At 72.3% G+C, this 25503-nt stretch carries 26 protein-coding genes, 1 tRNA gene and 1 pseudogene; 18 read left to right on the forward strand and 10 right to left on the reverse strand.

Annotated features, from left to right (window positions below):
• Window positions 1-238: 238 nt before the first annotated feature.
• Together phoR and phoP are read left to right on the forward strand one after the other, a co-directional pair.
• Window positions 239-1531, forward strand: a complete 1293-nt coding sequence (gene phoR / locus H299_RS0125210) for a two-component system sensor histidine kinase PhoR (RefSeq protein WP_027750675.1) — start codon at window positions 239-241, stop codon at window positions 1529-1531.
• 5 nt (window positions 1532-1536) lie between these two features.
• A complete protein-coding gene (gene phoP / locus H299_RS0125215; protein ID WP_486587451.1) occupies window positions 1537-2208 on the forward strand; it encodes a two-component system response regulator PhoP in 672 nt (223 codons plus the stop codon).
• A gap of 138 nt (window positions 2209-2346) precedes the next feature.
• On the opposite strand, the gene H299_RS0125220 is transcribed toward phoP, so the two are convergent.
• A complete protein-coding gene (locus H299_RS0125220; RefSeq protein ID WP_027750677.1) occupies window positions 2347-3090 on the reverse strand; it encodes a copper chaperone PCu(A)C domain-containing protein in 744 nt (247 codons plus the stop codon).
• A gap of 586 nt (window positions 3091-3676) precedes the next feature.
• Between H299_RS0125220 and H299_RS0125225 the strand changes: the two genes are divergently transcribed.
• From H299_RS0125225 to H299_RS36185, 8 genes are all read left to right on the forward strand, one after another.
• Complete coding sequence (locus H299_RS0125225; RefSeq protein WP_027750678.1) at window positions 3677-4159, forward strand: CarD family transcriptional regulator; 483 nt, start codon at window positions 3677-3679, stop codon at window positions 4157-4159.
• A gap of 347 nt (window positions 4160-4506) precedes the next feature.
• Window positions 4507-5280, forward strand: a complete 774-nt coding sequence (gene ispD, locus H299_RS0125230) for a 2-C-methyl-D-erythritol 4-phosphate cytidylyltransferase (protein WP_051262902.1) — start codon at window positions 4507-4509, stop codon at window positions 5278-5280.
• Window positions 5270-5827, forward strand: coding sequence for a 2-C-methyl-D-erythritol 2,4-cyclodiphosphate synthase (gene ispF / locus H299_RS0125235; RefSeq protein WP_051262821.1), 558 nt, complete (start codon window positions 5270-5272; stop codon window positions 5825-5827). The genes ispD and ispF overlap by 11 nt, the downstream gene beginning before the upstream one ends.
• A 165-nt stretch (window positions 5828-5992) precedes the next feature.
• A complete protein-coding gene (locus tag H299_RS0125240; RefSeq protein ID WP_027750681.1) occupies window positions 5993-6397 on the forward strand; it encodes a PPOX class F420-dependent oxidoreductase in 405 nt (134 codons plus the stop codon).
• Window positions 6398-6450: 53 nt separating this feature from the next.
• Complete coding sequence (gene cysS / locus H299_RS0125245; RefSeq protein WP_027750682.1) at window positions 6451-7872, forward strand: cysteine--tRNA ligase; 1422 nt, start codon at window positions 6451-6453, stop codon at window positions 7870-7872.
• 145 nt (window positions 7873-8017) lie between these two features.
• Window positions 8018-8980, forward strand: a complete 963-nt coding sequence (rlmB, locus tag H299_RS0125250) for a 23S rRNA (guanosine(2251)-2'-O)-methyltransferase RlmB (RefSeq protein WP_027750683.1) — start codon at window positions 8018-8020, stop codon at window positions 8978-8980.
• Window positions 8981-9061: 81 nt separating this feature from the next.
• Window positions 9062-10933 carry a DoxX family protein gene (locus H299_RS0125255; RefSeq protein ID WP_027750684.1) on the forward strand — a complete coding sequence of 624 codons (1872 nt, stop codon included), beginning with the start codon at window positions 9062-9064 and terminating at the stop codon, window positions 10931-10933.
• A gap of 109 nt (window positions 10934-11042) precedes the next feature.
• A complete protein-coding gene (locus H299_RS36185) occupies window positions 11043-11978 on the forward strand; it encodes a hypothetical protein (protein WP_051262822.1) in 936 nt (311 codons plus the stop codon).
• Window positions 11979-11993: 15 nt separating this feature from the next.
• Here the strand turns inward: H299_RS36185 and H299_RS0125265 are convergent, their stop codons facing one another.
• The 3 genes from H299_RS0125265 to H299_RS0125275 all read right to left on the reverse strand — a co-directional run bounded on the left by H299_RS0125265 (window position 11994) and on the right by H299_RS0125275 (window position 14622).
• Complete coding sequence (locus H299_RS0125265; RefSeq protein WP_078513030.1) at window positions 11994-12776, reverse strand: nucleotidyltransferase family protein; 783 nt, start codon at window positions 12774-12776, stop codon at window positions 11994-11996.
• A gap of 84 nt (window positions 12777-12860) precedes the next feature.
• A complete protein-coding gene (locus H299_RS0125270; RefSeq protein WP_027750686.1) occupies window positions 12861-13286 on the reverse strand; it encodes a hypothetical protein in 426 nt (141 codons plus the stop codon).
• Between the two features lie 217 nt (window positions 13287-13503).
• A complete protein-coding gene (locus H299_RS0125275; protein ID WP_027750687.1) occupies window positions 13504-14622 on the reverse strand; it encodes a sn-glycerol-3-phosphate ABC transporter ATP-binding protein UgpC in 1119 nt (372 codons plus the stop codon).
• A 196-nt stretch (window positions 14623-14818) separates the two neighbouring features.
• Between H299_RS0125275 and H299_RS0125280 the strand changes: the two genes are divergently transcribed.
• Both H299_RS0125280 and H299_RS0125285 read left to right on the forward strand, forming a co-directional pair.
• A tRNA-Thr gene (locus H299_RS0125280) sits at window positions 14819-14892 on the forward strand.
• 73 nt (window positions 14893-14965) lie between these two features.
• Window positions 14966-15712, forward strand: coding sequence for a VTT domain-containing protein (locus tag H299_RS0125285; protein WP_027750688.1), 747 nt, complete (start codon window positions 14966-14968; stop codon window positions 15710-15712).
• Between the two features lie 94 nt (window positions 15713-15806).
• On the opposite strand, the gene arfB is transcribed toward H299_RS0125285, so the two are convergent.
• A complete protein-coding gene (arfB, locus tag H299_RS0125290; protein ID WP_027750689.1) occupies window positions 15807-16235 on the reverse strand; it encodes an alternative ribosome rescue aminoacyl-tRNA hydrolase ArfB in 429 nt (142 codons plus the stop codon).
• A 223-nt stretch (window positions 16236-16458) separates the two neighbouring features.
• Here arfB and H299_RS0125295 point away from each other — a divergent pair, with 223 nt between their 5' ends.
• On the forward strand, window positions 16459-17034 hold the full coding sequence (locus H299_RS0125295; RefSeq protein WP_027750690.1) for a TerD family protein: 576 nt from the start codon (window positions 16459-16461) through the stop codon (window positions 17032-17034).
• A 93-nt stretch (window positions 17035-17127) separates the two neighbouring features.
• Here H299_RS0125295 and H299_RS36190 read toward each other — a convergent pair whose 3' ends face one another.
• Together H299_RS36190 and H299_RS0125305 are read right to left on the reverse strand one after the other, a co-directional pair.
• Window positions 17128-17505, reverse strand: coding sequence for a hypothetical protein (locus tag H299_RS36190; protein ID WP_486587415.1), 378 nt, complete (start codon window positions 17503-17505; stop codon window positions 17128-17130).
• The gene (locus H299_RS0125305) at window positions 17502-17705 is read right to left on the reverse strand and encodes a plasmid partition protein ParG (protein ID WP_027750691.1); all 204 of its coding nucleotides are present in this window, start codon (window positions 17703-17705) and stop codon (window positions 17502-17504) included. The genes H299_RS36190 and H299_RS0125305 overlap by 4 nt, the downstream gene beginning before the upstream one ends.
• Before the next feature lie 170 nt (window positions 17706-17875).
• Here H299_RS0125305 and H299_RS0125310 point away from each other — a divergent pair, with 170 nt between their 5' ends.
• The gene (locus H299_RS0125310; RefSeq protein ID WP_027750692.1) at window positions 17876-18373 is read left to right on the forward strand and encodes a hypothetical protein; all 498 of its coding nucleotides are present in this window, start codon (window positions 17876-17878) and stop codon (window positions 18371-18373) included.
• Between the two features lie 102 nt (window positions 18374-18475).
• Here H299_RS0125310 and H299_RS36195 read toward each other — a convergent pair whose 3' ends face one another.
• Window positions 18476-19225 carry a pentapeptide repeat-containing protein gene (locus tag H299_RS36195; RefSeq protein ID WP_037760539.1) on the reverse strand — a complete coding sequence of 250 codons (750 nt, stop codon included), beginning with the start codon at window positions 19223-19225 and terminating at the stop codon, window positions 18476-18478.
• Between the two features lie 176 nt (window positions 19226-19401).
• Between H299_RS36195 and H299_RS0125320 the strand changes: the two genes are divergently transcribed.
• Window positions 19402-20403 carry a zinc-binding dehydrogenase gene (locus H299_RS0125320; RefSeq protein ID WP_027750693.1) on the forward strand — a complete coding sequence of 334 codons (1002 nt, stop codon included), beginning with the start codon at window positions 19402-19404 and terminating at the stop codon, window positions 20401-20403.
• 219 nt (window positions 20404-20622) lie between these two features.
• Here the strand turns inward: H299_RS0125320 and tnpA are convergent, their stop codons facing one another.
• Window positions 20623-21039 (reverse strand): IS200/IS605 family transposase, encoded by a 417-nt coding sequence (gene tnpA / locus H299_RS0125325; protein WP_027750694.1) that lies wholly within the window; start codon window positions 21037-21039, stop codon window positions 20623-20625.
• Window positions 21040-21055: 16 nt separating this feature from the next.
• Here tnpA and H299_RS36200 point away from each other — a divergent pair.
• Window positions 21056-21646 (forward strand): annotated as a pseudogene (locus tag H299_RS36200) (RNA-guided endonuclease InsQ/TnpB family protein); the annotation flags it as partial.
• A gap of 79 nt (window positions 21647-21725) precedes the next feature.
• Here H299_RS36200 and H299_RS0125335 read toward each other — a convergent pair.
• Window positions 21726-22292, reverse strand: coding sequence for a flavin reductase family protein (locus H299_RS0125335; RefSeq protein WP_486587416.1), 567 nt, complete (start codon window positions 22290-22292; stop codon window positions 21726-21728).
• Window positions 22293-22598: 306 nt separating this feature from the next.
• Between H299_RS0125335 and cdgB the strand changes: the two genes are divergently transcribed.
• Together cdgB and H299_RS0125345 are read left to right on the forward strand one after the other, a co-directional pair.
• Window positions 22599-24281: a diguanylate cyclase CdgB gene (gene cdgB / locus H299_RS0125340; RefSeq protein WP_027750696.1), complete on the forward strand. Its 1683-nt coding sequence runs from the start codon at window positions 22599-22601 to the stop codon at window positions 24279-24281.
• A gap of 177 nt (window positions 24282-24458) precedes the next feature.
• Window positions 24459-25478 (forward strand): carbohydrate-binding protein, encoded by a 1020-nt coding sequence (locus tag H299_RS0125345; protein ID WP_027750697.1) that lies wholly within the window; start codon window positions 24459-24461, stop codon window positions 25476-25478.
• The last annotated feature ends 25 nt before the right edge of the window (window positions 25479-25503 follow it).

Here is a 25503-nt window from a genome sequence, read left to right on the forward strand (position 1 = left end):
GTTCGACCGTCCGGCGCGGGGGCGTGGCGTACGGCGCCCGCGCGGTCACCCGGCGGTGTCATCCGTCGCCTACCGTGTGCCGGACGGTCTCACACGCTCACGCTCCGCCCGAAATGCGTCCGCCTCCGACCTCCCAAGTGAATCAGCTCCGACACCGAGGTGAACTCTGGGGGACGAGTGTTCGAGTCCGCCCCGAAGGGGCTGGGGCACGCTCCCGGATGCCGCATAACCTGGACACATGGACGTGAACGCGGCAGTCGCCGCAGTGGCAGCGATCGCCGGGGTGTGCACCGGCGTGATCGCCATGCTGGCGTTCCGCTGGAGCGAGCGCGAGCAGACGCGTCCCACGCGGAGTTCGCTGCACTCCGAGGCGGTGCTGCCGCCCGGCGTCGACACCGTCCTGTCCGTACTGCGCTCCTCCGCCGTCGTCCTGGACGAGGCGGACAACGTGGTCAAGGCCAGCTCCGCCGCCTACGCCCTGGGGCTGGTGCGCGGCGGCAAGCTGGCCGTCGAGCCCATGCTCCAGATGGCCCGCGACACCCGCCGCGACGGAGAGATACGCCAGGTCGAGCTGGACCTGCCCCGGCGGGGCACGGGGCGCGGCGAGGCGCTGGCGGTCTCCGCGCGGGTGGCGCCGCTGGGCTCCCGGCTCGTCCTGCTGCTGGTCGAGGACCTCACCGAGGCCCGCCGCATCGAGGCCGTCCGGCGCGACTTCGTGGCGAACGTCAGCCATGAGCTGAAGACCCCGGTCGGCGCGCTCTCGCTGCTCTCCGAGGCCGTCTCGGACGCGGCGGAGGACCCGGAGGCGGTGCTGCGCTTCGCCGGCCGGATGCAGAACGAGGCGACCCGGCTGACCAACCTGGTGCAGGAGCTGATCGACCTCTCCCGGGTGCAGAACGACGACCCGCTGGAGGACTCCGAGCCGATCGGCGTCGAGGGGCTGGTGGGCGAGGCCATCGACCGGTGCAGCCAGACCGCGGGGAACAAGCAGATCACCCTGGTCTCGGGCGGTACGGCCGGGCTGCACGTGTGGGGCAACAGGGGCCAGCTCGCCGCGGCGCTCGGCAACCTCGTCGAGAACGCCGTCAACTACTCACCGGCCCGCACCCGGGTCGGCATCGCCGGACGCCGGATCGCGGCGCCCGGCGGAGACCTGATCGAGATCGCCGTGACCGATCAGGGCATCGGGATCTCGTCGATGGACAAGGAGCGGATCTTCGAGCGGTTCTACCGCGTCGATCCGGCCCGTTCCCGCGCGACGGGCGGTACCGGACTCGGTCTCGCGATCGTCAAGCATGTGGCCGCTTCGCACGGCGGGGAGGTCACCGTGTGGAGTGCCGAGGGTCAGGGCTCGACGTTCACCCTGAGACTGCCGGAAGCAGGCAGCGCGCGTGAGCGTGCCGAGGCGGTCCGGCGCAGCCGGACCAGCCTGAGCGGCGCACTGCAAGATCCCGCCGACTTCGAGGACGAAGACGGCGAAGAGACCTTCACTTCAGATCAACACCTTTCTGCCCCGGAGGTCCTCCCGTGACCAGAGTGCTCGTCGTCGAGGACGAGGAATCGTTCAGCGACGCACTGTCCTACATGCTGCGCAAGGAAGGCTTCGAGGTCGCCGTGGCGTCCACGGGGCCGGAAGGGCTCGACGAGTTCGAACGCAACGGCGCCGACCTGGTGCTGCTCGACCTCATGCTGCCGGGTCTGCCGGGCACCGAGGTGTGCCGTCAGCTGCGTGGCCGCTCCAACGTCCCGGTCATCATGGTGACCGCCAAGGACAGCGAGATCGACAAGGTCGTCGGCCTGGAAATAGGAGCCGACGACTATGTGACCAAGCCCTTCTCCTCGCGTGAGCTGGTCGCCCGGGTGCGCGCCGTGCTGCGGCGCCGCGGCGAGCCGGAGGAGGTCACCCCGGCGGCTCTGGAGGCCGGTCCGGTCCGGATGGACGTCGACCGGCACGTGGTCACCGTCTCCGGAGGCAAGGTCGACCTGCCGCTGAAGGAGTTCGACCTGCTGGAGATGCTGCTGCGGAACGCCGGGCGGGTGCTGACCCGGATGCAGCTGATCGACCGCGTCTGGGGCGCCGACTACGTCGGGGACACCAAGACGCTGGACGTGCACGTGAAGCGGCTGCGGGCGAAGATCGAGCCCGATCCGGGCGCGCCGCGCTACCTGGTCACGGTGCGGGGGCTGGGGTACAAGTTCGAGCCGTAGACCGCGCGCCGCGCGCAGGCCGTACGGAGGTCCGGCGGCGCCTGCGTGACGAGGGCCCCGGCCGCTTCCGCGGTGCCGGGGCCCTCGCACGTGGTGGCGCTCCTCGCTGGTGCCGGGCGCAGTGCCCGGGCGCCGGGGTCAGTGCCCGGCGTCGGTGCCCGCGGCCTCCTCGGCCGGGGCGCTCGCGCCGGGCGCGGGCTCTTCCTGCGCGCCCGGCTCCTCCTGCGTGCCCTGCTCGCCCTCGGCGGAGGCGTCCGGCGCGGGCTGCTCCCCGCCCTCGGTCCCCTCGGTGCCTTCCGCGCCCTCCGTCCCCTCGGGGGTGTCGGTGGACTCGCCGCCGGGCGTCTGGGACGGCGACGGCTCGGTGGGCTTGACGGTCGGCCCGAAGTCCTCGTAGGTGCCGTGCTCCTCGGGCATCACGGTGGCCCGCAGCTTGACGGAGCCGGTGCGGCTGAGGTCGAAGCTGAGCCGCGGGGCCGAGCCGTTCTCCAGGGCGGAGGTGCCGGTCAGGATGAGGGCGGAGGCGTTGCCTTTGCCGCCGAGCGCCAGCGCTCCGTGGGCGGGCACCTTGAGGGTCTCGCCCTTGGCCGGGGCCAGCTCCACCCGGACGCCGGCGACGTCGATGCTGATCCCCTGGAGGGTCTCGGCCTTGTCGCTGGTGTTGAAGAGCTTCGCGGTGACGGCCGCGGGGCCGTCGCCGTCCTTGCCGGTGGTGATGACGTTGACGGCCTGGATCTTGATGTCACCGACGCTGGCCGCGGCGTTGTCCGGCTGGATCTGGAGGGTTTCGGCGTCGTTCCCGGCCGCGCAGGCGGTGAGCGTGGCTGCGGAGAGCACGAGGGCGGTGGCGGCGAGGGTGCCGCGTCGAAGGCTGCTGCTCACGGCGGCGGCATCTCCTAGGACAGGCTCTGGCGGCCGAACGGCGTGCCCGGTCGCGGACGGTGGTGATCTGCTGAGGGCTCAGGTTACCGACCCCCTTCACGGGTTCCGCACCCGCCCCTCCGGGGTAGGGCCGCACGGCGGATGCCCCGTGTGCCCGAGCCTGGAATATCTGCCGTACATCCGCGAGCGGGGATTGGCCGTCCGGGCGATTGGCCGCGCGGGTGATTCACCGTACGGGCGAATCCCGGAGGGAATGTGAGAGGCCGGTGGAATTGATCAACTCGGCTCGCCGGAGATCAACTCAGGCTCGGGTCAATTCCGGGGAACGGCCGAACGGCCCAAGCCTTTGACACGGACAAAAGGTGCAAAACTCCGCGCGGGGCGCATGTTTCGGACCGGGAAGACGCGTGTTTCGTGCCGCGCGCAGACGTGCCCCGACCTGCGGATACCCGCCCCGAACGGGCTTCCGCAGCACGATCCGGGTGCCCTTGTCAAGCCCTGAAATATGCCCTGACCTGCGAAAACGTCATTCAGAACGGTCGGTTCCCGTGTTAGCATGGATAGTCACGGAAGGGGTACCTGACACATGACGTTCAAGGTTGGCGACACCGTGGTCTATCCCCATCACGGGGCCGCGCTGATCGAGGCAATCGAAACTCGCCAGATCAAAGGCGTGGACATGACCTACTTGGTTCTGAAGGTCGCGCAGGGCGATCTGACGGTGCGTGTCCCGGCGGACAATGCGGAGTTCGTGGGTGTGCGGGATGTTGTCGGCTCGGAGGGGCTGGACAAGGTCTTCGAGGTGCTGCGCGCTCCGTACGCCGAGGAGCCGACGAACTGGTCCCGGCGTTACAAGGCGAATCTCGAGAAGCTCGCCTCCGGCGATGTGATCAAGGTGGCCGAGGTCGTCCGCGACCTGTGGCGCCGCGAGCGCGAGCGCGGTCTGTCCGCCGGTGAGAAGAGAATGCTCGCCAAGGCCCGCCAGATCCTGGTGAGCGAGCTGGCTCTGGCGGAGAAGACGAACGAAGACAAGGCCGAGGCTCTGCTCGACGAGGTCCTCGCGTCCTGACCGACCCCGAGAAGGAGACGTGGCCTGCCAGCGGCGGCCCGCCTCGCTTCACACATGCCGTGGTGCCCGGGATTCTTCCTATCCGGGCGCTGCGGCATGTCTGTCATCGGCACGTCTTTCACCGGTGATCTCTCGGCGGTAATCTCCCACCGGTATTCTCTGCTGCCTGCCCTGCGTGTACGTACCGTGCGTCGTGCGCCCCCCGCGGGTCGTACGCCTGCCGTGCCGTGCTCTGCTCTGGTGTGCCGGGCCCGGGCAGTGGACTCGACCGGTCGTCACGGAAGGGGCCGATCGAGCGTCGCGCCCGGCACGCTGTGGCCATACCCATCCCGGCTGAGGAAACAAACCTGAACGCGCAACCGAAGTCATCCGAGCCCGCCGGTCCCGTCACCGCCGCGGTGATCCCCGCGGCCGGCCGCGGGGTGCGGCTGGGCCCCGGCACGCCCAAGGCCCTCCGCGCGCTGAACGGCACCCCGATGCTGGTCCACGCCGTCCGGGCGATGGCCCGTGCGCGGGCCGTCTCGCTGGTGGTCGTCGTGGCTCCACCGGACGGCGCCGCAGAGGTGCGCCATCTGCTGGACGAGCACCTGAGCCACCGTTCGGCCGAGGACGTGGAGGTGGTCGTCGTCCCCGGCGGCGAGACCCGCCAGGACTCCGTACGCCTCGGCCTCGCCGCGCTCCCCGCCGACACCGGCATCGTGCTCGTGCACGACGCCGCGCGCCCCCTGGTCCCGGTCGACACCGTGGACGCGGTGGCGGCGGCCGTACGGGAGGGCGCGCCCGCCGTCGTGCCGGCGCTGCCCGTGGCGGACACCGTCAAGCAGGTCGAGCCCGCCGGGCGGCCCGGCGAGCCCGAGCCCGTGGTCGGCACTCCGGAGCGGGCGCTGCTGCGGGCCGTGCAGACGCCGCAGGGCTTCGCGTACAAGACGCTGGCCGAGGCGCACGCGCGGATCGCCGCGGAGGGCGACGGTGCCACGGATGACGCCGGGATGGTCGAGCGGATGGGCGTCCAGGTCGTGGTGGTGCCGGGCCACGAGGAGGCGTTCAAGGTGACGCGCCCGCTGGATCTCGTACTGGCCGAGGCCGTGCTCGCGCGCAGGAGGGCCACCGATGGCTTCTGAGGACCCGTCCGCGCCTCCCGCCGCGGTTGCGTCCCCGCGGCTGCCCGCGCTGCCGCTGGTGGGCGTCGGCACGGACGTGCACGCCTTCGAGCGCGGCCGTCCCCTGTGGTGCGGCGGACTGCTGTGGGAAGACGCGGAGTCGGGCGGTTTCGGGCTCGCCGGGCACTCCGACGGCGACGTCGCGGCGCACGCCGCCTGCGACGCGCTCTTCTCCGCCGCCGCCCTCGGCGACCTCGGCGCCCACTTCGGCACCGACCGGCCCGAGTGGTCCGGCGCCTCCGGCGTCGCCCTGCTCAGCGAGGCGGCGCGGATCGTACGGGCGGCCGGTTTCGAGATCGGCAACGTGGCGATCCAGGTCATCGGGGTGCGGCCGAAGATCGGAAAGCGGCGGCAGGAGGCCCAGGCGGCGCTCTCGGCGGCGGTCGGCGCGCCGGTCTCCGTCTCCGGCACCACCACGGACGGTCTCGGGCTGACCGGCCGGGCCGAGGGCCTGGCGGCCGTCGCGACGGCGCTGGTGGTGCGGGCGGCGGACGCGCCTCCGGGCTGACCGGCGGGGCACGGCGTGCGGTGCGGAGTGGGGCGCGGTGCGGAGTGCGGGAACCGGGTGGCAATCCGGGGGGCTCCGCATGCGCCCCCGGCCTGCGAGGTACCCCTTTCGCAGCACCCGCCACAAGCACCAGCCCGCAGCACCCGCCCGCAGGGAAGGACTCCCGTGACCGCCACCCTCTCGCAGGATCTCAAGACGACCCTCGACACCCCCGTCTTCGTCACCATCGCCACCATCCAGCCCGACGGCAGCCCGCAGCTCTCACCGGTGTGGGTGAAACGGGACGGCGAGGAACTGCTGATCTCCACGACGGCCGACCGCCGCAAGACGCGGAACCTGCGGCGCGACCCGCGGGTGACCGTCGTCGTGCAGCCGGCCGACGAGCCGTACACGTACGCGGAGATCCGCGGCACCGTGGAGCTGACGACCGAGGGCGGCCAGGAGCTGATCGACGAACTGGCGCGCAAGTACGTCGGCAAGAGCTACGCCGAGTTCAACCCGCGCGCGGCCGAGGACGCGGAGCGCGTCGTCGTGCGCGTCACTCCCCGGAAAGTCGTCGGCCGACTCTGAGCGCGTCGGGGAACCAGGCACGGGGCGGGCCGAGGTCCGTCTACCCTTGACGCGTGACTCTTCGCCTGTACGACACCAGCGCCCGGAAGACCCGCGACTTCGTCCCGCTCCAGCCGGGCTGCGTCTCGATCTACCTGTGCGGTGCCACGGTGCAGGCGGCCCCGCACATCGGGCACATCCGCTCCGGCCTCAACTTCGACATCATGCGGCGCTGGTTCGAGTACCAGGGCCTCGCGGTGACCTTCGTCCGCAACGTCACCGACATCGACGACAAGATCATCGCGAAGTCCGCCGACCAGGGCCGCCCCTGGTGGGCGATCGGGCACGAGAACGAGCGCGCCTTCAACGCCGCGTACGACGCGCTGGGCTGCCTGCCGCCCACCCACGAGCCGCGGGCCACCGGTCACATCCCCGAGATGATCGAGATGATGAGCACGCTCATCGACCGCGGGCACGCGTACGCGGCGGACGGCAACGTCTACTTCGACGTGCACTCCTACGGCGACTACCTCGCCCTGTCCAACCAGGAGCTGGACAACCTCCGCCAGCCCGCGGGCGAGGGCGAGACCGGCAAGCGCGACCCGCGCGACTTCGCCCTGTGGAAGGCCGTCAAGCCCGGCGAGCCCAGCTGGACGGCGCCGTGGGGCGAGGGGCGGCCGGGCTGGCACCTGGAGTGCTCGGCGATGGTGCACAAGTACCTGGGCCGCGCCTTCGACATCCACGGCGGCGGCGTCGACCTCGTCTTCCCGCACCACGAGAACGAGATCGCCCAGTCCCGCGCGTACGGCGACGAGTTCGCCCGCTACTGGGTGCACAACGCCTGGGTGACGATGAGCGGCGAGAAGATGAGCAAGTCGCTCGGCAACTCGGTGCTGGTGGGCGAGATGGTCAAGCACTGGCGCCCCATCGTCCTGCGCTACTACCTGGGCACCCCGCACTACCGCTCCACCATCGAGTACAGCGACGACTCGCTGCGCGAGGCCGAGACGGCGTTCGCCCGGATCGAGGGCTTCCTGCACCGGGTGGTGGATCTGGTGGGGGACATCGAGCCCGCCGCCGAGGTGCCCACCGCCTTCGCCGAGGCGATGAACGACGACCTGGGCGTGCCGCAGGCGCTCGCCGTCGTGCACACCACCCTCCGGCAGGGCAACTCCGCGCTGACCGCCGACGACAAGGAGAGCGCCGCGGCCCGCTGCTCCGAGCTGCGGGCCATGCTGGGCGTACTGGGCCTCGACCCGCTGGACCCGGTGTGGCGGGCGGCGGACGGCGGCGGCGAGGCGGGCGGCACCCAGGCCGACCTGCACCAGGTGGTGGACTCGCTGGTCTCCCTGGTGCTCGAACAGCGGCAGGCGGCGCGGCAGCGCAAGGACTACGCCGCGGCGGACGCCATCCGCGACCAGCTCCAGCGCTCCGGGCTGGCCATCGAGGACACTCCGGCGGGCCCGCGCTGGGAGCTGGGCGGCGGCGGGCGGTAGGGGCGGGGCCGGGCCCCGTACCCTGGAGACTTCCGGACACCCGTGAGCAGCACCTCGGCAGCCCGTCGGGGCACGTCCGGCCCGGCCGTTCGACCGACGGCGGCAAGCGGATTCGACGGCAGCAAGCAGAGAAGTAGGTGGCCTCATGGCCGGGAACAGCCAGCACAACCGGCGTACGTCCAAGAAGAAGGGCCCGCAGGTCGGCAGTGGCGGTCAGCGCCGTCGGGGGCTGGAGGGCAAGGGCCCGACGCCGCCCGCCGAGATGCGCAAGGGCCACGCCAAGCAGCGTGCCGCGCAGGCCAAGGCGCGCCGGGCGCAGGGCAGGCCCAGCGGCGGCGGCGGCCCGCGGCGCGGCGGGTCGAAGGGCACCTCCGAGATGGTCGTGGGGCGCAACTCGGTGCTGGAGGCGCTGCGCGAGGGCGTGCCCGCGAGCATCCTCCACGTGCAGCAGTTCATCGACAACGACGAGCGGGTGCGCGAGGCGCTGCGGGTGGCCGGGGAGCGGGGCGGCATCCACCTGATGGAGGCGCCCCGGCCCGAGCTGGACCGGATGACCAACGGGCTCAACCACCAGGGCATGGTGCTCCAGGTGCCGGCGTACGAGTACGCGCACCCGGAGGACCTGACCGCCGCCGCCTACGACGACGGCGAGGAGCCGCTGATCGTCGCGCTCGACGGGGTGACCGACCCGCGCAACCTGGGGGCCGTGGTGCGCTCCGCCGCCGCGTTCGGCGGGCACGGCGTGGTCGTCCCGGAGCGGCGGGCCGCGGGCATGACGGCGGGCGCCTGGAAGACCTCGGCGGGTGCCGCGGCGCGTATCCCCGTCGCGCGGGCGGCCAATCTGACCCGCGCCCTGGAGGCGTACCAGAAGGCGGGCGTGACGGTCGTCGGGCTGGCCGCGGACGGCGACACGGAGCTGCACGAGCTGAACGTGCTGGACGGGCCGGTGGTGATCGTGATCGGCTCCGAGGGCAAGGGGCTCTCCCGGCTGGTCGGCGAGACCTGCGACCTGCGGGTGCGGATTCCCATGCCGGGCGGCGCGGAGTCGCTGAACGCGGGCGTCGCGGCGGGCGTGGTGCTCTACGAGGCGTCCCGCAGGCGCGCCTGACCAGCGGCTCGGCGGGGCTTGACGGGTCTCGGACACTCGGGGCGGTCAAGGCAGTGTCTTAAGCGTCCGTCACTCGGTTAGATGAGTGTGGACACCAGAACACCCCGCAAGAGCGTCCCGCCGGGCCGTCGGAACGAGGGGGCCGAAAAGGGCGCAGCGCGCGGATTCGTCGACGACGAGTACGTGCTGAGCACGGTCAAGGTCCCGTGCGACCCCGCGCAGGTCGTCGTGAACCACGCGAGCTTCCGGGTGCGGCTGGCCGGGCCCGCGCCGCGGAACTCCGCTTTCGACATCGCGCGCGAGCGGGCCGCCTGGGAGCGCGGCGTCCTGGCGGCGGCGGGGCGCACGGGCACGGCCGGTGCGGGTGCTGCCGGTGCGCTGAGCGCCCGGCGGCGGCGCCCGCCCCTCGTGTGGAGCGGTCGCACCGGGCCGGGCGACACGGGGGCGACGCGCCTCCTCCAGGCCGTACGGGTCCCGGCCGCCGGGCTGGGCACCGTCGTCGCACCCCGCCCGGAGCACCCGGGCCATCCGCAGTACCCGGGCCACCACGGGCACCCGGGGAACCCTGGCCACCAGTCGCACCCGGGCGGGTACGGCGCCGGGTACGCGGGCGAGCAGCCGCTGGACGCCGACACCCAGTCCATCCCCCGGATCGTCGGTCCGCGCGGCCCCCAGCCCTCCGAGACGACGCAGCCGCTGCTGACCGGGGTCCGTCCGGTCAGCAGCGCGTACGACGAGCCGGGCGCCCCCGGGCCGTACGGCACACCGGAGGCGGGCGGCGAGGCCGCGGAGTACGGCGCGGCGGAGCACACGGCGCAGTACGGCGCCGCGGAGCCGCACGCCCCGGACCTGCCGAAGCCGGGCACGCCGGCGTCCGCGCGCCGGGTCAACTCCGTGCGGCACGCGTACTATCCGGGCCGCCGGATGAACCTCGGCGTGGTACTGCTGCCGCTGCGGATCTTCCTCGGCTTCATCTCGATCTACGCCGGGATGGGCAAGCTCTGCGACCCGGTCTACTTCGACGGCGGCGAGCGCGGCTCGATGGTGACCTGGCTCCGTTCGCTGGAGCCGTGGGGGATCGCCACGCCGCTGCACGAGTTCGCGCTCGCGCACCCGGTCGGCGCCGGGCTCACCATCGCCTTCCTCCAGGTCATCGTCGGTGTGCTGACGGTGTGCGGGCTCTGGCAGCGGCTCTCCGCCGGCGTCGGCGTACTGCTCTCGGCCGCCCTGATCATGACCGTGAGCTGGCGTACGGTGCCCGCGTACGACGCGCCCGACATCATCTACCTCGCCGCCTGGAGCCCGCTGATCATCGCGGGTGCTCCCGTCTACTCGGTGGACGCCCGGCTCGCGGGCGAGGCGTGGCGGCGGCTCGGCCCGCGCGTGGAGCTGGCGGACCTGCGGCGCCGGGTGCTGCGCCGGGGCGGGACGCTGGCCGCCGTGGTGGCCGGTGCGGCGCTGCTGGTGGGCGCGCTGCTGGGCGGCGCGGTGCGCTCCTCCCAGACGGTGACGGTGCCCGGTCCGGGCGAGCCGCCGACGAACCAGCTGCCGGGCTCCGCGCTGCCCCGGGAGCCGGGCCCGAGCGGCGGCCCGGACGGGCGCGAGCGGAGCGGGCGGTCACCGGACGCCGTCCGTTCGCCGAGCCCGTCGGCGTCCAGCCCGGGCACGCCCGGCGCGCCCTCCGGCGGGCCGAGCACACCCGCCGAGCAGCAGACCGTACAGGCGCCGCAGCAGACGGCGCCCCCGGCCGCCGAGCCGCCCCCCGCCACCGCGCCGACCGCGGGTGCCACCTCGGGCGTGGAGGTGCCCGCCGGGGACGGCACGACGGGCACCTCCGGCGGCGACGGCGGCGCCGCGCCGGACGGGAGCGGCGGTGCCGCCCGCGAGGGGAGCGGCGGGTCGGGCGACCGCGGGAGCGGCGGCGGGTCGCTGGGCGGCCTGCTGGGCGGCTGAGTCCGGGGACGACCGGCGTCGGGTGGGCCGTGCTGTCGGACCGGTGCGGTGGGCCCGGTGCGGTGGGCCCGGTGGGCCGTGCGTCTCCTGGCTCGGAGAGGATGGCGCCATGCCGCGCCATGTCTACGCGATCACCCCGGATGCCCGTGCCGGCAGCCCCCGTCCTGCCGAGGACGCGTACGTCCGGGTGGTCGCCGCCTTCGCCGAGGAGAGCGGGGCGGCACACCTGTCCGTCCGCGAACCCCTGCTTGTCCCCGGCCCCCAGTCCTTCGGCCGTGAGCCGAGGGTCGCGGGCCACGGCCTGAGCGGACTGTTCCCCGACGACCTGGACGGTTTCCACGACGGCGCACAGGTGTCCGTGCCGGTCGCACTGCGGCTGGTGCGGGTCATGCTCCGCGACGCCGGGGCCTGGTGCCGCCTGGAGGCGGACGGCGTCCTCGCTGTTCACGTCGGAGACGACCACCACGTGTACATCGGCAGCAGCACACCCTGCGAGGCGGCCCTGGCGCAGGCGGGCGCGCTCGGGTTCACCGCCACGCGGCTGCGGGACTCCCCCCACGACGCCACCTATGACGAGGAGCCGGGCGAACAGCGCTCCGCGGACGACGTGTTCTGGGCACGGCTGGCGTGGTGCGTCTCCACGGGGGAGGCGGCGATCCTGGAGGAGCAGCCGGTCCTCAACGTCTCCCGTCGGCACCGGCTGACCACCGGCAACCTGGAGTCGATCCGCGCACGGCTCACCCCGCGCGCACGACTGGCCGTCTGGCCGACACTGTCGGCCGACGTCGCCGCCGTTCTGGCGGATCTCCCCGACGACGGGGCCGAGTTCGTCTGGGAGGACGACGACGGGCGGATACGCAGCACCTTCGCCGACGAGTCGCAGTTCGCCGACGTCGCGGCGCGGATGGCGGGCGCACGCGCCGCAGCCGTCCTGTCCGGGTACGTCTCCCGGCGCCGTCCGCTGATGACCGGCGTACTGCCGGACGCCGACGGCGTACTGCGGGCACGCTGGCGCAGCGACCCCGCCCCGGCCGACCGCAGCTGAGACCCCCGGCCCCCGTCAGCCGCCGCCCAGCTCCCGCGCGGCCTCGGTCAGGTCCTTCGCCGTGTCGATCGCCCGCCAGTAGGCCCCCTGCGGCAGCGGGAAGCCCGCCAGCCTGCGTTCGCGGGCCAGTCGGGGGAAGGTCGTACGTTCGTGGTCGCCGCGCTCCGGCAGCAGGTCGGCGAAGGCGGCGGAGAAGACGTAGACGCCCGCGTTGATCAGGTACGGGGACGGCGGCGACTCGATGAAGTCCAGCACGTGCCCGAACTCGTCGGTCTCCACGGCGCCCCAGGGGATGTGCGGGCGGGCCAGCGCGAGGGTGGCCGTCGCGTCCCGTTCGGCGTGGAAGTCGGCGAGCCGGCGCAGCGAGAAGCGGGTCCAGATGTCGCCGTTGGTGGCGTACCAGGGCTCGGCGGGCCGTGGCAGCGAGGCCGCGGCGAACTTCAGCCCGCCGCCCCGGCCCAGCGGCTCGTCCTCGATCACCGTGCTGACGCGCAGCGGCAGTTCGGTACCGGCCAGCCAGTCCTGGAGCACCTCGGCGAGATGGCCGCAGGAGACCACGGCGTCGGTGACGCCCTCGGCGGCCAGCCAGGCGAGCTGATGGCCGATGATCGGCACCCCGGTGCCGGGGATCTCGACCATCGGTTTGGGCCGGTCGTCGGTGTACGGGCGCAGCCGCGACCCCTGGCCGCCTGCCAGCACCACGGCTTGGGTGGGGTGCGCCGCCTCGGGCGGGACCCCGGGCTCCCCCGGGGGGTGCGCGGCGTGCGGGGCGTACGGGTCAGGCTGCTCACGGGTCATGCAGCGCAGCCTAAGCGCTGTCCTGTGCTCTCCCGTGCCCTCTTGTGTCCTCTCGTGCTGTCCCGTGCTGTCCCTGGGGGCGGCTCAGCGCAGCTGGGCGACGCCCGTGGCGAAGGAGGTGTCGCAGACGGGGCGGGCGAACGCCTGGGCGCGGTGCGAGGCGCCGTACTTCTGGACGGCCGCGCGCCCGAGGGCCTGCGCGATCGATTTGCAGTGGCGGGCCAGCGACGGCTTGCGGTTCATCTCCTTCTGGAGGCTGGTGAGGGCGGCGCCCGGGTCCCGTTCCCGCAGTTCCGCGATCAGGCGGTCCCGGAGGAGTTCCTGCGGGGTGCGGGGGGCGTCGGCGCCCCGTGGGGAGGAGGCCTGGTCGGCGGCGGTGAGGACCTGGGTGCCGGTGGGCGAGGTGGTCGCCCACGGGACGCGGGTGACCGCGAGCGTCCCGGACAGGACGAGGACGACCGGGAGGACGAGAGCGAGGGATCGGCCGATGCGGCGGGCTGCGTGGTTCACGGTGGCGATGGTAGCGGCGGGTGATGATTTGGCGACATTTGGTCACTCTTCCGGGGGACGAGGAACTTCGCCGCGTCCGCTGCGTGTTGACGCCGGGAATCGAAAGAGGGCCGTACCTCCTGATACTGCGGAGGTACGGCCCCACTCGTGGCACGCTGTCCAGCCGCCGAGGGCGGCCCCGGCGGTCAGCGGCTGAGGCGGTCAGTCGCTGAAGCGGTCAGTCGCTGAGGCGGGCGCCCGTCGAGGTCGAGAACACGTGGGTCTCACCGGCGCGCGGCACCACGTGGATCACGGAGCCCTTGGCCGGGACCTCGCGCCCGCTGACGCGGATGACCAGCTCCTCGTGGTTACCGCCGAGCTTGGCGCTGCCGTAGACGTACGCGTCGGCGCCCAGCTCCTCCACGACGTTCACGTCGACGGCGAGGCCGGCGGGCTCGTCCTTGGAGAGCGCCTTGCCGTTGCCCTCGACGAGGTCGAAGTGCTCGGGGCGGCAGCCCACGGTGACCGTCGTGTCGCCCTTGCTCGACGCGGTGGCCAGGGCCTCGCGCTCGACCGGCACGATGCTGTTGCCGAACTTCACGCCGCCGTCGGTGATCGGCACCTCGACGAGGTTCATGGCCGGGGAGCCGATGAAGCCCGCGACGAAGAGGTTCTCCGGCTTGTCGTACATGTTGCGCGGGGTGTCGACCTGCTGGAGCAGGCCGTCCTTGAGCACGGCCACCCGGTCGCCCATGGTCATGGCCTCGACCTGGTCGTGCGTGACGTACACGGTGGTGATGCCCAGGCGGCGCTGGAGGCTCGCGATCTGCGTACGGGTCTGCACCCGGAGCTTGGCGTCGAGGTTGGAGAGCGGCTCGTCCATCAGGAAGACCTGGGGCTCCCGGACGATGGCCCGGCCCATCGCGACGCGCTGGCGCTGACCGCCGGAGAGCGCCTTGGGCTTGCGGCCCAGGTACTCCGTGAGGTCCAGGATCTTGGCCGCGTCCGCGACCTTCTGCTTGATCTCCGACTTGGGCACGCCCGCGATCTTCAGCGCGAAGCCCATGTTGTCGGCGACGGTCATGTGCGGGTACAGCGCGTAGTTCTGGAACACCATCGCGATGTCCCGGTCCTTCGGCGGGAGGTGAGTCACGTCACGGTCGCCGATGCGGATGATGCCCCCGTCCACGTCCTCCAGGCCGGCGAGCATCCGCAGCGAGGTGGACTTGCCGCAGCCGGACGGGCCGACGAGGACGAGGAACTCGCCGTCCGCGATGTCGATCTCGAGCTTGTCGACGGCCGGCTTGGTCTGGCCCGGGTAGATCCGGGTCGCCGCGTCATAGGTGACCGTAGCCATGTTCTCTTCTCCTTCACCGGCAGGTACGTGCCGGACGATCCGTAGTAAAGGTCTAGTCCTCAGATGGGGACGTCGGGTGACGTTAACCCGTGGGCCGCGGCTTTGTCAGTAGCCCGGGGGCAGCCGTTCCCGCCCCCGCGAGGCAGGGGAAACTCCCCGTCAGCGGCTCGTCGCGGCCAGGTACACTGACGGGCACGCCGCCTTAGCTCAGCTGGTTAGAGCATCTGTCTTGTAAACAGAAGGTCGTCGGTTCGAATCCGACAGGCGGCTCGAGACAAGGATCAGGCCGCCCTTCGATCCCCGACCGTGGCCTGGTCCTTTCGTACGACGAGGAGACTGCCCGGTGACCGAACTCGCACTCGGGCCCAGCTGGCTCGATCCGGACTACCTGATCCAGACCTTCGGCCTGGCGGGCATCCTGATCATTGTTTTCGCCGAGTCGGGCCTGCTGATCGGCTTCTTCCTGCCGGGCGACTCGCTGCTCTTCACGACGGGGCTGCTGGTGTCGACCGGCAAGTACCTGACCCAGCCGCTGTGGCTGGTGTGCCTGCTCGTCGTCATCGCGGCGGTGGTCGGCGACCAGGTCGGCTACCTCTTCGGCCGCAAGGTCGGCCCGGCGCTCTTCCGGCGCCCGGACTCCCGGGTCTTCAAACAGGAGAACGTCGAGAAGGCGCACGAGTTCTTCGAGAAGTACGGCCCCAAGTCCCTGGTGCTGGCCCGCTTCGTCCCGATCGTGCGGACGTTCACGCCGATCATCGCGGGCGTCAGCGGGATGAACTACCGCCTCTTCGTCATCTTCAACGTCATCGGCGGCATCCTGTGGGGCGCCGGCGTCACGCTGCTGGGCGCCGGGCTGGGCCAGATCGACTTCGTGCACGCGCACATCGAGACGATCCTCATCGGCATCGTGCTGCTGTCCGTGCTGCCCATCGTCATCGAGTACCTGCGGGCGCGGCGCGGCTCCGCGAAGAAGGCGGAGGCGGAGGCGTCGGAGCGTTCGGCGGACGACGGCCAGGGGCCGGGCGGCCCCGGCGGTAGCGGTAGCGGCGGCAGGAAGTCGAAGCGCCGCGGCCGCCACGCGATGCGCTGACGCCGCCGTCCGGCCGCGGCGCGACCTGGAGCTGGCGGTGCCGACCGACAGGTTCCGGCGGTACCCGGCGGGCGAGCGCCGGGCCTGAGGGCCGTCAGGCCCAGTCGCGGCCGGTGCGCCCGCGCTTCACGTCCGCGCGCTGCTTCTTCTCCCGCAGCCGCCGCTCGTTGATGCCGCGCGGGATCTTCTTCTTGCGGCGGGGGCGCGGCGGCGGCGCCGTCGCCTCCGCCAGCAGCGCCGTCATGCGGACGGCCGCGGTCTCGCGGTTGCGCCACTGGGAGCGGTGCTCGCTGGCCCGCACCACCAGGACGCCGTTCACCAGCCTGCCCGCCAGCCGCTCCAGGGCGCGCGCCTTCCACACCTCGGGCAGCGACTCCGTCCTCGCCAGGTCGAAGCGCAGCTCCGCCGCGCTGTCGCTGGTGTTCACATGCTGGCCGCCCGGCCCGGAGGATCTGGAGAATCGCCAGCTCAGCTCGGCCTCCGGGAGGGAGACCGAGCCGCGGATGACGTGTGGACCGGACATGTGTCCATGATGCGGGCCGCGCGGGCCGCGCGTCACCGTGTTTTTCCGGCCGACGGGCGGTGCGCGCCGGAAGATCTGGCAAAGAAGGTAAAGAAACCTGGAACCCGCCCCTCGTCCGACTGCGTTGGGAAGGGTGAGAGGGTGAGGGTTCAGACCCTTCCCTGGGCCCTGGGTCCGGGGAGGCCCCAGAGTTCGCTGAGTTTCCTTAGAGAAGGGCATCTCCATGGCTGTAAGCCTGTCCAAGGGCGGCAACGTCTCGCTCACCAAGGAGGCGCCTGGCCTCACGGCCGTCACGGTCGGCCTCGGCTGGGACGTCCGCAGCACGACCGGCACGGACTTCGACCTCGACGCCAGCGCGATCGCCGTCAACGCGCAGGGCAAGGTCTACTCCGACCAGCACTTCGTCTTCTTCAACAACAAGGCCACCCCGGACCAGTCGATCGTGCACTCCGGTGACAACCTCACCGGTCAGGGCGAGGGCGACGACGAGGCGATCAACGTCAACCTGGCGGCGCTCCCGGCGGACATCGACAAGATCGTCTTCCCGGTCTCGATCTACGACGCCGACACCCGCAGCCAGAACTTCGGCCAGGTCCGGAACGCCTACATCCGCGTGGTCAACCAGGCGGGCGGCGCCGAGATCACGCGCTACGACCTGAGCGAGGACGCGGCGACGGAGACGGCCATGGTCTTCGGTGAGCTGTACCGCAACGGCGCGGAGTGGAAGTTCCGCGCCGTCGGCCAGGGCTACGCCGCCGGTCTCACCGGCATCGCGCAGGACTTCGGCGTCAACATCTGATACGTCTGAGGTTCCCGCGCTCCACGCGTACGCGGCGGCACCCTCCCGGAGTTCGGGGAGGGGGCCGCCGCGTACGCGTGGAGCGGTGCTCGCTCAGGACTCCAGGCGGGTGCGCAGCTCCTGGGCCACCGTGCTGACGTCCGCACGCCCCTGCTTCGCCGCGTCGACGAGGTCGGCGAAGGTCTCCGCGTCGGGCAGCGCCTTCGCGCCCGCGACGCGCAGGTAGGAGCGCGTCGCGGCGGCGGCGTAGAACTCGTTCATCGGGGACTCCAGCGGCGGGCAGACCACCAGCGTGTGCAGGAAGGCCGCGGCCCGCCAGGCGATGTCCGGCGCGGGCTGGTCCGCGACGAGCACGAGGTCGTTCTGATGCCGGGCGACAGCGGCCACCACGCCCGAGGGGTCCCACACGGTCGGGTCGGAGGGAAGGTGGTGCGCCAGCGCGCTCCACGCCCACTCCATCGTGATCTTCACAGTCCGAATCGCTCCTGGAAGTAGTCCCAATGCTCGGCGAACTCGTCGATACCGGCCAGGAACCTCGTCCGGTCCTCGTCCAGTTCGCGCTTCGTCGCTTCGGTGATCAGCGCGGTGACCGTCGTGCCCTGCTCCGCCGCGCGAGCCTTGAGGCGCTCGTGGAACTCCTCGTCCAGGCGGATCGTGACGTGCTTTGACATATTCCCACCGTACAGCGACCCCGCTGTACGCGCCATCGCGCGAGCGTGTCCGTACGGGAACGCTAGTCCGCGGCGACGTCTTGTCGCAAACCGGTCACCCTGGGTGACTTGGCGGCTCGGGCAGGCATGCCCAGGGCGGCGGCCGTAAGGGGGCGTGAAACCATCAGGGCGTGCTCGACATCGGCTACTCCCTCTCCGGGCGCTTCCCCGACCCGCCGCAGACCGACTACCACGCGGTGGACGTACGCACCCTGCGGCACGACCTCTTCTGCGGCGACGTCTACCTCGCCGACCTGGAGACGGACCGCGAACTGGCCACCGCCTGGGGCTGGTTGCCCGTGCTGGACTTCGGCTGGGCGCTGTGCGACATCGTCGAGCGGATCGACGCCGACCCCCTCGGCAGCCGGGCCGCGCGCATTCAGCGCGCGGAGCTGGACTTCACCGAGAGCACCGACCGCATGGTCTTCGAGCGCCGCTTCGGCTGGGTGGACATCACGGCCGACTGGCAGCGCGCGGACGCGCCGCCGCTGACCGTCCGGCACGACACGCTGCGCCGGGAGGCCCGGGACTTCCTCCAGGACCTCCTCGCCGACCTGATCGACATGCACGAGGGCCTCGACGGCAACCCCGTCGTCTGGGAGTTGCAGGCACGCTTCCCCCGCGTCTGAGCGGGCGCGGCCCCTTTCCGCGGCCCTGGGCGGGCCGGGGGAGGCCCGGTGATCGCTGCGTCGGCGGAGCCGTCCCCTGTGAGCCCGCTGCGGGGAGGGCCCTCAGGGACCCGCCTGCCCCGGGCCGTCCTCGATGCGGAGGCCCAGGTGGGCCGCCAGCGCCGGGGCCAGGTCCACCAGCTGCGCCGGGCTGATGACGGCCCCCGCCAGCCGGTCGACCCCGGCCGCGAAGCTCAGCTCCGTGACGTCCCGCAGGTCGACGTCCCGCAGGGTCACGTTGCTGAAGTCGGCCTGCCGCAGCGCGCATCCGGCGAAGCTCACCCGCTCCAGGCGCGCGCCGCCGAAGTCCGGCTCGACCAGGACGCAGTCCTGGAAGGTGACGTCCGTCAGCGTGGACTGGCGCAGATTGAGGAAGTCGATCTTCCCGCCGCGCACCAGGGTGCGGAGCAGCTGGGCGCCGTGCAGCTGGACGCCGCCCAGCCGGGCGTCCGTCAGCTCCACGTCGCGCAGCTGCGCGCCCGCCAGGTTCGTCCCGACGCCGAAGGCGCCGTCCAGCACGGTGTCCAGCAGCCGCGCCTGCCGCAGCACCGTCTCGTCGAGCGAGCAGCCGGAGAGGCCGCACTCCAGGAAGGTGGCGCCCGCGCCGTCCGCACCGCCGAGGTCGAGGCCGGTGAAGGCCAGCCCGTCGTAGTCCCCGTCCGGGTGCAGGCCGCTCTCCTCGTACGGCCGCAGGCGCGGCAGCTCGACCTCCGGGAGCCGCGGCGGGGCCACGCCGCCCGCCCCGCGCCCGCGCCGCCGCCCGCGCTTCGCGTCCCTGCCGCTGCCCGTACCCGCGCCCGTGCTCCTCGCCATGGTCACATCGTGCACCCCGCCACTGACAGTCCGTCCCGGCGGCGGGCCGGGCGGCGGCGCGGGGCAGCGCGCGGGCTTGACTTGAAGGGCCATTGAACTTGCAGGCTCGGGAACACAGCGGCCGATGCCGAGCGGCGACCCGCCGGGTGCCGTACCCCGAGGACAGGAGTTCCGCCATGCACGCCATCCGCCTGCACACCTTCGGCCCCGCCGAGAATCTGCGGTACGAGGAGGTGGCGGACCCCGAGCCGGGCGGCGGGCAGGTCCGGGTGGCCGTCGCCGCGGCCGGGGTGCACCTCGTCGACACGGCGCTGCGCGAGGGGCTCCGGCTCGGGCCCCTGCCGCTGCCGGAGCTGCCGACCATCCCCGGCCGCGAGATCGCGGGCACGGTGGACGCGGTGGGGGAGGGCGTCGACCCGGACTGGCTGGGGCGGCGCGTCGTCGCGTACCTCGGAACGGCCCCGGGCGGCTACGCCGAGCTGGCCGTCGTCGGCGTCGAGGCGCTGCACGTCCTGCCCGACGGGCTGGACGAGCCGCACGCCGTCGCGATGATCGGCACCGGCCGCACGGTGCTCGGTGTCCTGCGCGGCACCGATCTGGGCCCCTCGGACACCGTGCTGGTGCTCGCCGCGGCGGGCGGGATGGGCTCGCTGCTGCTCCAGTACGCGAAGGACCGGGGCGCACGCGTCGTCGGCGCGGCGGGCGGTGCGGCCAAGACGGAGACGGTCGCCAAGCTCGGCGCGGACGTGGCCGTGGACTACACCCGCCCGGACTGGGCCGAGCAGGCGCGCGCCCGGCTGGGCGGCGGCGACCGGCCCTTCACCCACGTCTTCGACGCGGTCGGCGGCGCGCTGGGCCGTACCGCGCTGGACCTGGTTGCCGTCGGCGGCACGCACCACGCGTACGGCAGCGCCTCCACCGGATTCGACGCGGACGGCGCCGTCGCGCCCGAGGCGGCGGAGGCGGCCGGGCGCGGTGTCACCGTACGGCCGCTCGACGGGGCGCGGCTGGCCGCCGACCGGGGGGCGCTGGAGAAGGAGGCGATGGCGCACGCGGCGGCGGGCACGCTGGTGCCGCTGGTGCAGCCGTTCCCGCTGGCGGAGGCGGCTCGCGCGCACCGTGCGCTGGCGGAGCGGGGCACGGTCGGCAAGGTCGTGCTGATGCCGGCGGCCTGGTGACCGGCGACTGGTAGCACCTTGGGCGTGTTTCGAAAGTAGCGGCGGTAAGGCCCGCGGCGCCTGGTGCGTGTGCTCGCAAGGCGGAGGAACGCCCTCGTAGCGGGCTACTCCCGGGACTATTCGCAGTGCACCGGGCTTCGGCCCGGTGGTGAAGCGAATCTGAGAGCTGCTCTGACTTCAGCTGTGTGCACGGATCCGCACTGTCCGCCTCGGCCAAGGTCAGAGCGGCCGGTTCTGCTGCTCGATGTACTGCTTCACGATGCTGAGCGGCGCGCCGCCGACGGAGCCGGCGAAGTACGAGCCGGACCAGAGTCGTTGTGCCCGCCAGTAGTGGCGGACCAGGTCAGGGAACTCCTGGCGGAGCCTGCGGGAGGACACGCCTTTGAGGGAGTTCACCAGCTTGGACACGGCGACCTTCGGCGGGAAGTTCACGAGCAGGTGCACGTGGTTGTTCTCGCCATTGAACTCGACCAGCTCGGCCTCGAAGTCCTCACACACGGCCCGCATGATCTCCTCGCACCGCGTCAGGTGCCGGTCGGCGAAGACCTTGTGCCGGTACTTCGTCACGAAAACCAAGTGGACATGCATGCGGAAGACACAGTGACGACCAGTACGAACGTTCTCATCGTTACCCATAAACCAACTGTGTGTCATGATCCGCGCGCAGCTTCGGTACAGCTTCCGCTTGTACCCGAGCGCCGGTCAGCGCATGGCGTTGGCGAGGGCGTTCGGGTGCGCGCGGGTGGTCTACAACGACGCCCTCAGGGCTCGGGAGACCGCCCGCAGTGAAGGCATGCCGTTCCCCAAGACCGGCGACCTGTCGAAGGCGCTGATCACCGAGGCGAAGAACACCCCGGAACGGGCCTGGCTCGGCGAGGTCTCGGCGGTGATCCTCCAGCAGTCGCTTCGCGACCTGGACACCGCGTACCGGAACTTCTTCGACGGCCTGACGGGCAAGCGCCCGCGCATGGGGGCACCGCGGTTCAAGTCGAAGCGGGACACCCGGCAGTCGGTCCGGTTCACCGCGAACGCCCGCTGGTCGATCACGACCGGCGAGAAGCTGCGCCTGCCAAAGATCGGCGACCTGAAGGTGAAGTGGTCGCGGACGCTGCCCTCCGTGCCGTCGACGGTGACGGTGGTCAAGGACAGTGCGGGCCGGTACTTCGCGAGCTTCGTGGTCGAGACCGGCCCCGAGGAAGTCCTCCCCGAGGTCACGCCCGAGGTGGGCGTCGATCTCGGTCTCGGGCCAGGAACCCACCCGAAGCCCTCACCCGTCCGGTGGGAGCAGGTGGGAATCCCCGGCCTTTGGGCCGAGGAGGATGTCAATGGCCGCGGGAGAAGGCGCGGTAGCCGCCCCGGTAGTAGGTGAGCGGCCCCGCGTCGGGCGTGTGCGGCAGCGACGCGGTCAGCACCCGCGCGATGACGAGGTTGTGGTCCCCGGCCCGTACGCGCTGCTCCGTACGGCATTCCACGAGTGCGAGCGCCCCCTCGGGCAGCGGTGCGCCGGAGGTCGCGCCCCGGCTGTGCGGGACGTCGCGGAAGAGCAGCCGGTCGCTCAGCCGCCCCTTCATCGCGAAGCGGGCGGCCAGCTGGCGCTGGTTCTCGGTGAGGAGGGCGGCGGCCCAGAGCGGCTGGCGTTCGAGCAGCTCGTCCATCCGGGAGCCGTCCCGCAGGCTGACCAGCACCAGCGGCGGGTCCAGCGACACCGACATGAAGGCCGTCGCGGTCATGCCGACGTCCTCGCCGCCGACCCCCTCCTCCTCGTCGTGCGCGGTCACCAGCACCACGCCCGCGGTCAGCCGGGACATGGCGGCCTTGAACTCGTCCTCGCTCACTCCTCCAGAATGGGGGATCGGGGACACGGTCTGCTCGTATGCTGCGTAGGACACGTCAAGAACGCTATAGCTCCGCCCGTCCCAAGACATCGGGCTGCGGAACCAGACGGGTCCTAGGTCGTGCCTCCCGGGCCACCCTCGCGAGCCCCGCCCCAGGGAGCGCTCCCACTCTGCGGAGTCAGTCGTACGCGTATGGTTGTGACTTGAGTCACAGACGGCATTTAGCGTTGACCCTGTGTACCGGGGAAACAGCTGACTGTGATTCAGTGGGGTTAAGCGTGCCTGCACGTGCATGTGCACGCGGAGGACGGACCGGCGACGTAGGTCCGAGGACTGCCGTACGACGCTTTGGGGGAGGCGATGGAAACCGAGTCGGAACCTTATGTCCGCCTCACCAGCCTGCGGAAACTGCATCAGGTCGTGGCACATCTGAACACCGCCCGCAGCCTCGCGGACACCCTCCAGGCCATCGCCGACGGCGTGGTGGACGGGCTGGGTTTCCAGCTGAGCATCGTCAATCTGGTAAGGGGCGACGGCGACCTCGTCGTCGCCGCCGTCGCCGGCAGCGCGAAGGCCGAGGCGACGATGTCCGGCCTGATCGGCTCCCGCGAGTCCTGGGAGCGCCGGCTCACGATGGGGGAGCGCTGGGGCGAGCTGCGCTTCATCCCGCACACCGAGGGCTGGGTCCTGGAGGACGACGACGTGCCGACGTGGCACTCGCCGGACGAGGTGTCCCCCGCCGCCGACGCCTGGCACCCCGTCGACCGCCTCCTCGCCCCGCTCTACGCCTCGACCAGCGAGCTGCTCGGCGTGATCTCTGTCGACCGCCCGGACAACGGCCGCCGCCCCAACGCCTGGCGCCGCGAGGCCCTCCAGATGTACGCCTCCCAGGCCGCCATCGCGCTGAGCAACGCCCGGCTGCGCGCCAACATGCAGCGCGCGCTGGTGCGCCTGGAGCGCGAGCAGCAGGCGCTGCGCTCCAGCGAGGAGAGCTTCCGGCAGGCGTTCGAGTACGCGCCCAGCGGCATGGCCGTGGCCGAGATGGGCGGCGACGAGCACGGCAGGCTGGTCCGTACGAACGACGCGCTGTGCCGGCTGCTCGGCCGCCCCGCCTCCGCGATGCGCCGCTACTCCTTCTCCGACCTCGTGCACCCCGAGGACATCGGCACCCTGCTGCGGACGTCCGCCGAGGGCGGCCGGGCGGAGCTGCGGCTGCGCCGCCGCGACGGCTCGTTCGTCTGGGTCTCGCTGCGCAACTCCGTGGTGGCGGACGCGGCGGACGGGCCGCGTTTCCTGCTCTCCCACGTCGAGGACATCGAGGAGCGCAAGCGGCACGAGTTGCAGCTCGCCCACCGCGCCAGCCATGACTCGCTCACCGGCCTGCCCAACAGCGCGGAGCTGCGCGCCCGGCTGACCAGCAGGCTCTGCGCGCACCCCGGCCGCCCCGTCTCCGGCGTCTCGCGCGCCGCCCCCTCCGCGCTGACCGACGTGGGCGCCAAGGGCGAGGACTTCGACGGCTTCGCGGCTGAGGAGCTGTCCGGGGTGCGGGGCGTGTGCGGCGACTCCCCGTACGACGTGCGGTCCTACCGCCCGCAGTCCGCCGACCCGCACCACGTGCACGCCGTGCCGCCGGAAGGCGCGGGTGACAAGGGTCTCGCCGTCCTCTTCTGCGACCTCGACGGCTTCAAGTCCATCAACGACCGCTACGGGCACCACTGCGGGGACGCGGTGCTGGTCGCGGTCGCCCAGCGCCTGTCCAGCCTGGTCAGGGACAACGACACGGTCGCGCGGCTCGGCGGCGACGAGTTCGTCGTCCTCGCGGACGGCGTCGGCCCGGCAGAGGCGCAGGACCTCGCGGTGCGGCTGCGCAACGCCATCATTCCGCCGATCCGCATCGACGGCCGGTCGGTGCGCGTCGGGGCGAGCTTCGGCATCGGCTGGGCGGGCTGCGGGATGACCGCCGAGGAAGTGCTCCAATCGGCCGACCAGCGGATGTACGTGGAGAAGCGGTCGCGCGCCAAGGGCCAGCGCCGGGCGGGCTAGTGCTGTGGCCGGGGAGGTGCACCAGCCGCGCGGACAGGTCCGGCGGCCCGCCTTCCCGCCGGCCCGCGGGGAAGATTCACCGGGCGTCCGGTCCGAGATCATTTCACCGTTGGCGTACGGGTCACCCCTGGGAGGTAAGCTCGGCCGGATACCTGACGCAGTAGGGAGTGACAGGGGATGACCGCCGAGAACAACGGCACGGGCACGCCCGAGGGCGACGACCCGTTCGCCTATCTGTACCGCCAGGAAGGCGGCTCGGACGGCACGGCGGCGGCTCAGCGGCCCGCGCAGCAGCCCGGCGTCCCCCGGCGCTCGTACAACGAGGTCCGGGCCGTCGGTGAGCGGCAGTACGGCGGCGCGCAGCAGCAGCCCCAGCAGCAGGGCGGCTACGGCTACCCGCCGCAGCAGGGAGCGCAGCAGCCGGGCGCACACCCCCAGCACCAGCCCAACGCGCACTACGCCGCACCCGAGACGATGCCCGGCGCCCGCGCCGCGCTGGGCCAGCCCGGCGGCCAGGGCCGCGCGCCCGGGGGTGGCCGGGGCCGTGGCGGCGGCAACCGCAACGGCCTGCTGGTGGGCGCTGTCGCGGTCGTCGCGGCGGTCGTGGTGGGCATCGGCGCGGCAATGATCTTCAACGACGGCGGCGACGCCGCCGAGGGCGCCGAGGCGGACAAGTCGGCGAGCGCGCCGCCGGCCGGCGGCGAGGAGCCGGGCAAGGGCAAGGACAAGACCGAGGACAAGGGCAAGGGCGACGGCAAGGACGCGGAGCCGAAGCCGGGCTCGCCCCCCAAGGAGGACGCGGCCACGCTGCGGCTCGACGGCGACGCCCACCTCGAGGACACCATCCCGGGAGCCAAGGGCAAGGGCGGCAACTACGTGGCCGGGATGAACAAGCCCGGTTCGGCGGCCAAGTGGGACGCCCAGCTCGAGAAGGGCGGAACCTACGACCTGTACGTGCGCTACAGCGTGCCCGGCAAGGACATGAGGCTCTCACTCGCGGTCAACGGCAAGCCGCATGCCACCGGCCTGAACATGAAGAACTACGCTAATGCGTCCGAGGGTGACTGGGAGAAGGGCTGGACGTACACCTACTCCACGGTGCAGATAGAGAAGGGCTCCAACTCCTTCGCGATCTCCTGCGGTGGCGGCGACTCCTGCAACGTGAACCTCGACCAGGTGTGGCTCAAGCCCCGCTAGCCCACGTGGGCCGCTCCGCTGCGCG

This window comes from Streptomyces sp. CNH287, from assembly GCF_000424825.1.

Bases quoted from the DNA above. Each gene is read 5' to 3' on its own strand.
- arfB (WP_027750689.1), bottom strand. From the start codon at position 16,235: ATGTCCGGTCCACACGTCATCCGCGGCTCGGTCTCCCTCCCGGAGGCC.
- H299_RS36195 (WP_037760539.1), bottom strand. From the start codon at position 19,225: ATGGCGAGGAGCACGGGCGCGGGTACGGGCAGCGGCAGGGACGCGAAG.
- rlmB (WP_027750683.1), top strand. From the start codon at position 8,018: ATGGCCGGGAACAGCCAGCACAACCGGCGTACGTCCAAGAAGAAGGGC.
- H299_RS36185 (WP_051262822.1), top strand. From the start codon at position 11,043: ATGCCGCGCCATGTCTACGCGATCACCCCGGATGCCCGTGCCGGCAGC.
- phoR (WP_027750675.1), top strand. From the start codon at position 239: ATGGACGTGAACGCGGCAGTCGCCGCAGTGGCAGCGATCGCCGGGGTG.
- H299_RS0125265 (WP_078513030.1), bottom strand. From the start codon at position 12,776: ATGACCCGTGAGCAGCCTGACCCGTACGCCCCGCACGCCGCGCACCCC.
- ispF (WP_051262821.1), top strand. From the start codon at position 5,270: ATGGCTTCTGAGGACCCGTCCGCGCCTCCCGCCGCGGTTGCGTCCCCG.
- cdgB (WP_027750696.1), top strand. From the start codon at position 22,599: ATGGAAACCGAGTCGGAACCTTATGTCCGCCTCACCAGCCTGCGGAAA.
- tnpA (WP_027750694.1), bottom strand. From the start codon at position 21,039: ATGGGTAACGATGAGAACGTTCGTACTGGTCGTCACTGTGTCTTCCGC.
- H299_RS0125320 (WP_027750693.1), top strand. From the start codon at position 19,402: ATGCACGCCATCCGCCTGCACACCTTCGGCCCCGCCGAGAATCTGCGG.
- H299_RS0125295 (WP_027750690.1), top strand. From the start codon at position 16,459: ATGGCTGTAAGCCTGTCCAAGGGCGGCAACGTCTCGCTCACCAAGGAG.
- H299_RS0125225 (WP_027750678.1), top strand. From the start codon at position 3,677: ATGACGTTCAAGGTTGGCGACACCGTGGTCTATCCCCATCACGGGGCC.
- H299_RS0125255 (WP_027750684.1), top strand. From the start codon at position 9,062: ATGAGTGTGGACACCAGAACACCCCGCAAGAGCGTCCCGCCGGGCCGT.
- H299_RS0125305 (WP_027750691.1), bottom strand. From the start codon at position 17,705: ATGTCAAAGCACGTCACGATCCGCCTGGACGAGGAGTTCCACGAGCGC.
- H299_RS0125345 (WP_027750697.1), top strand. From the start codon at position 24,459: ATGACCGCCGAGAACAACGGCACGGGCACGCCCGAGGGCGACGACCCG.
- H299_RS0125275 (WP_027750687.1), bottom strand. From the start codon at position 14,622: ATGGCTACGGTCACCTATGACGCGGCGACCCGGATCTACCCGGGCCAG.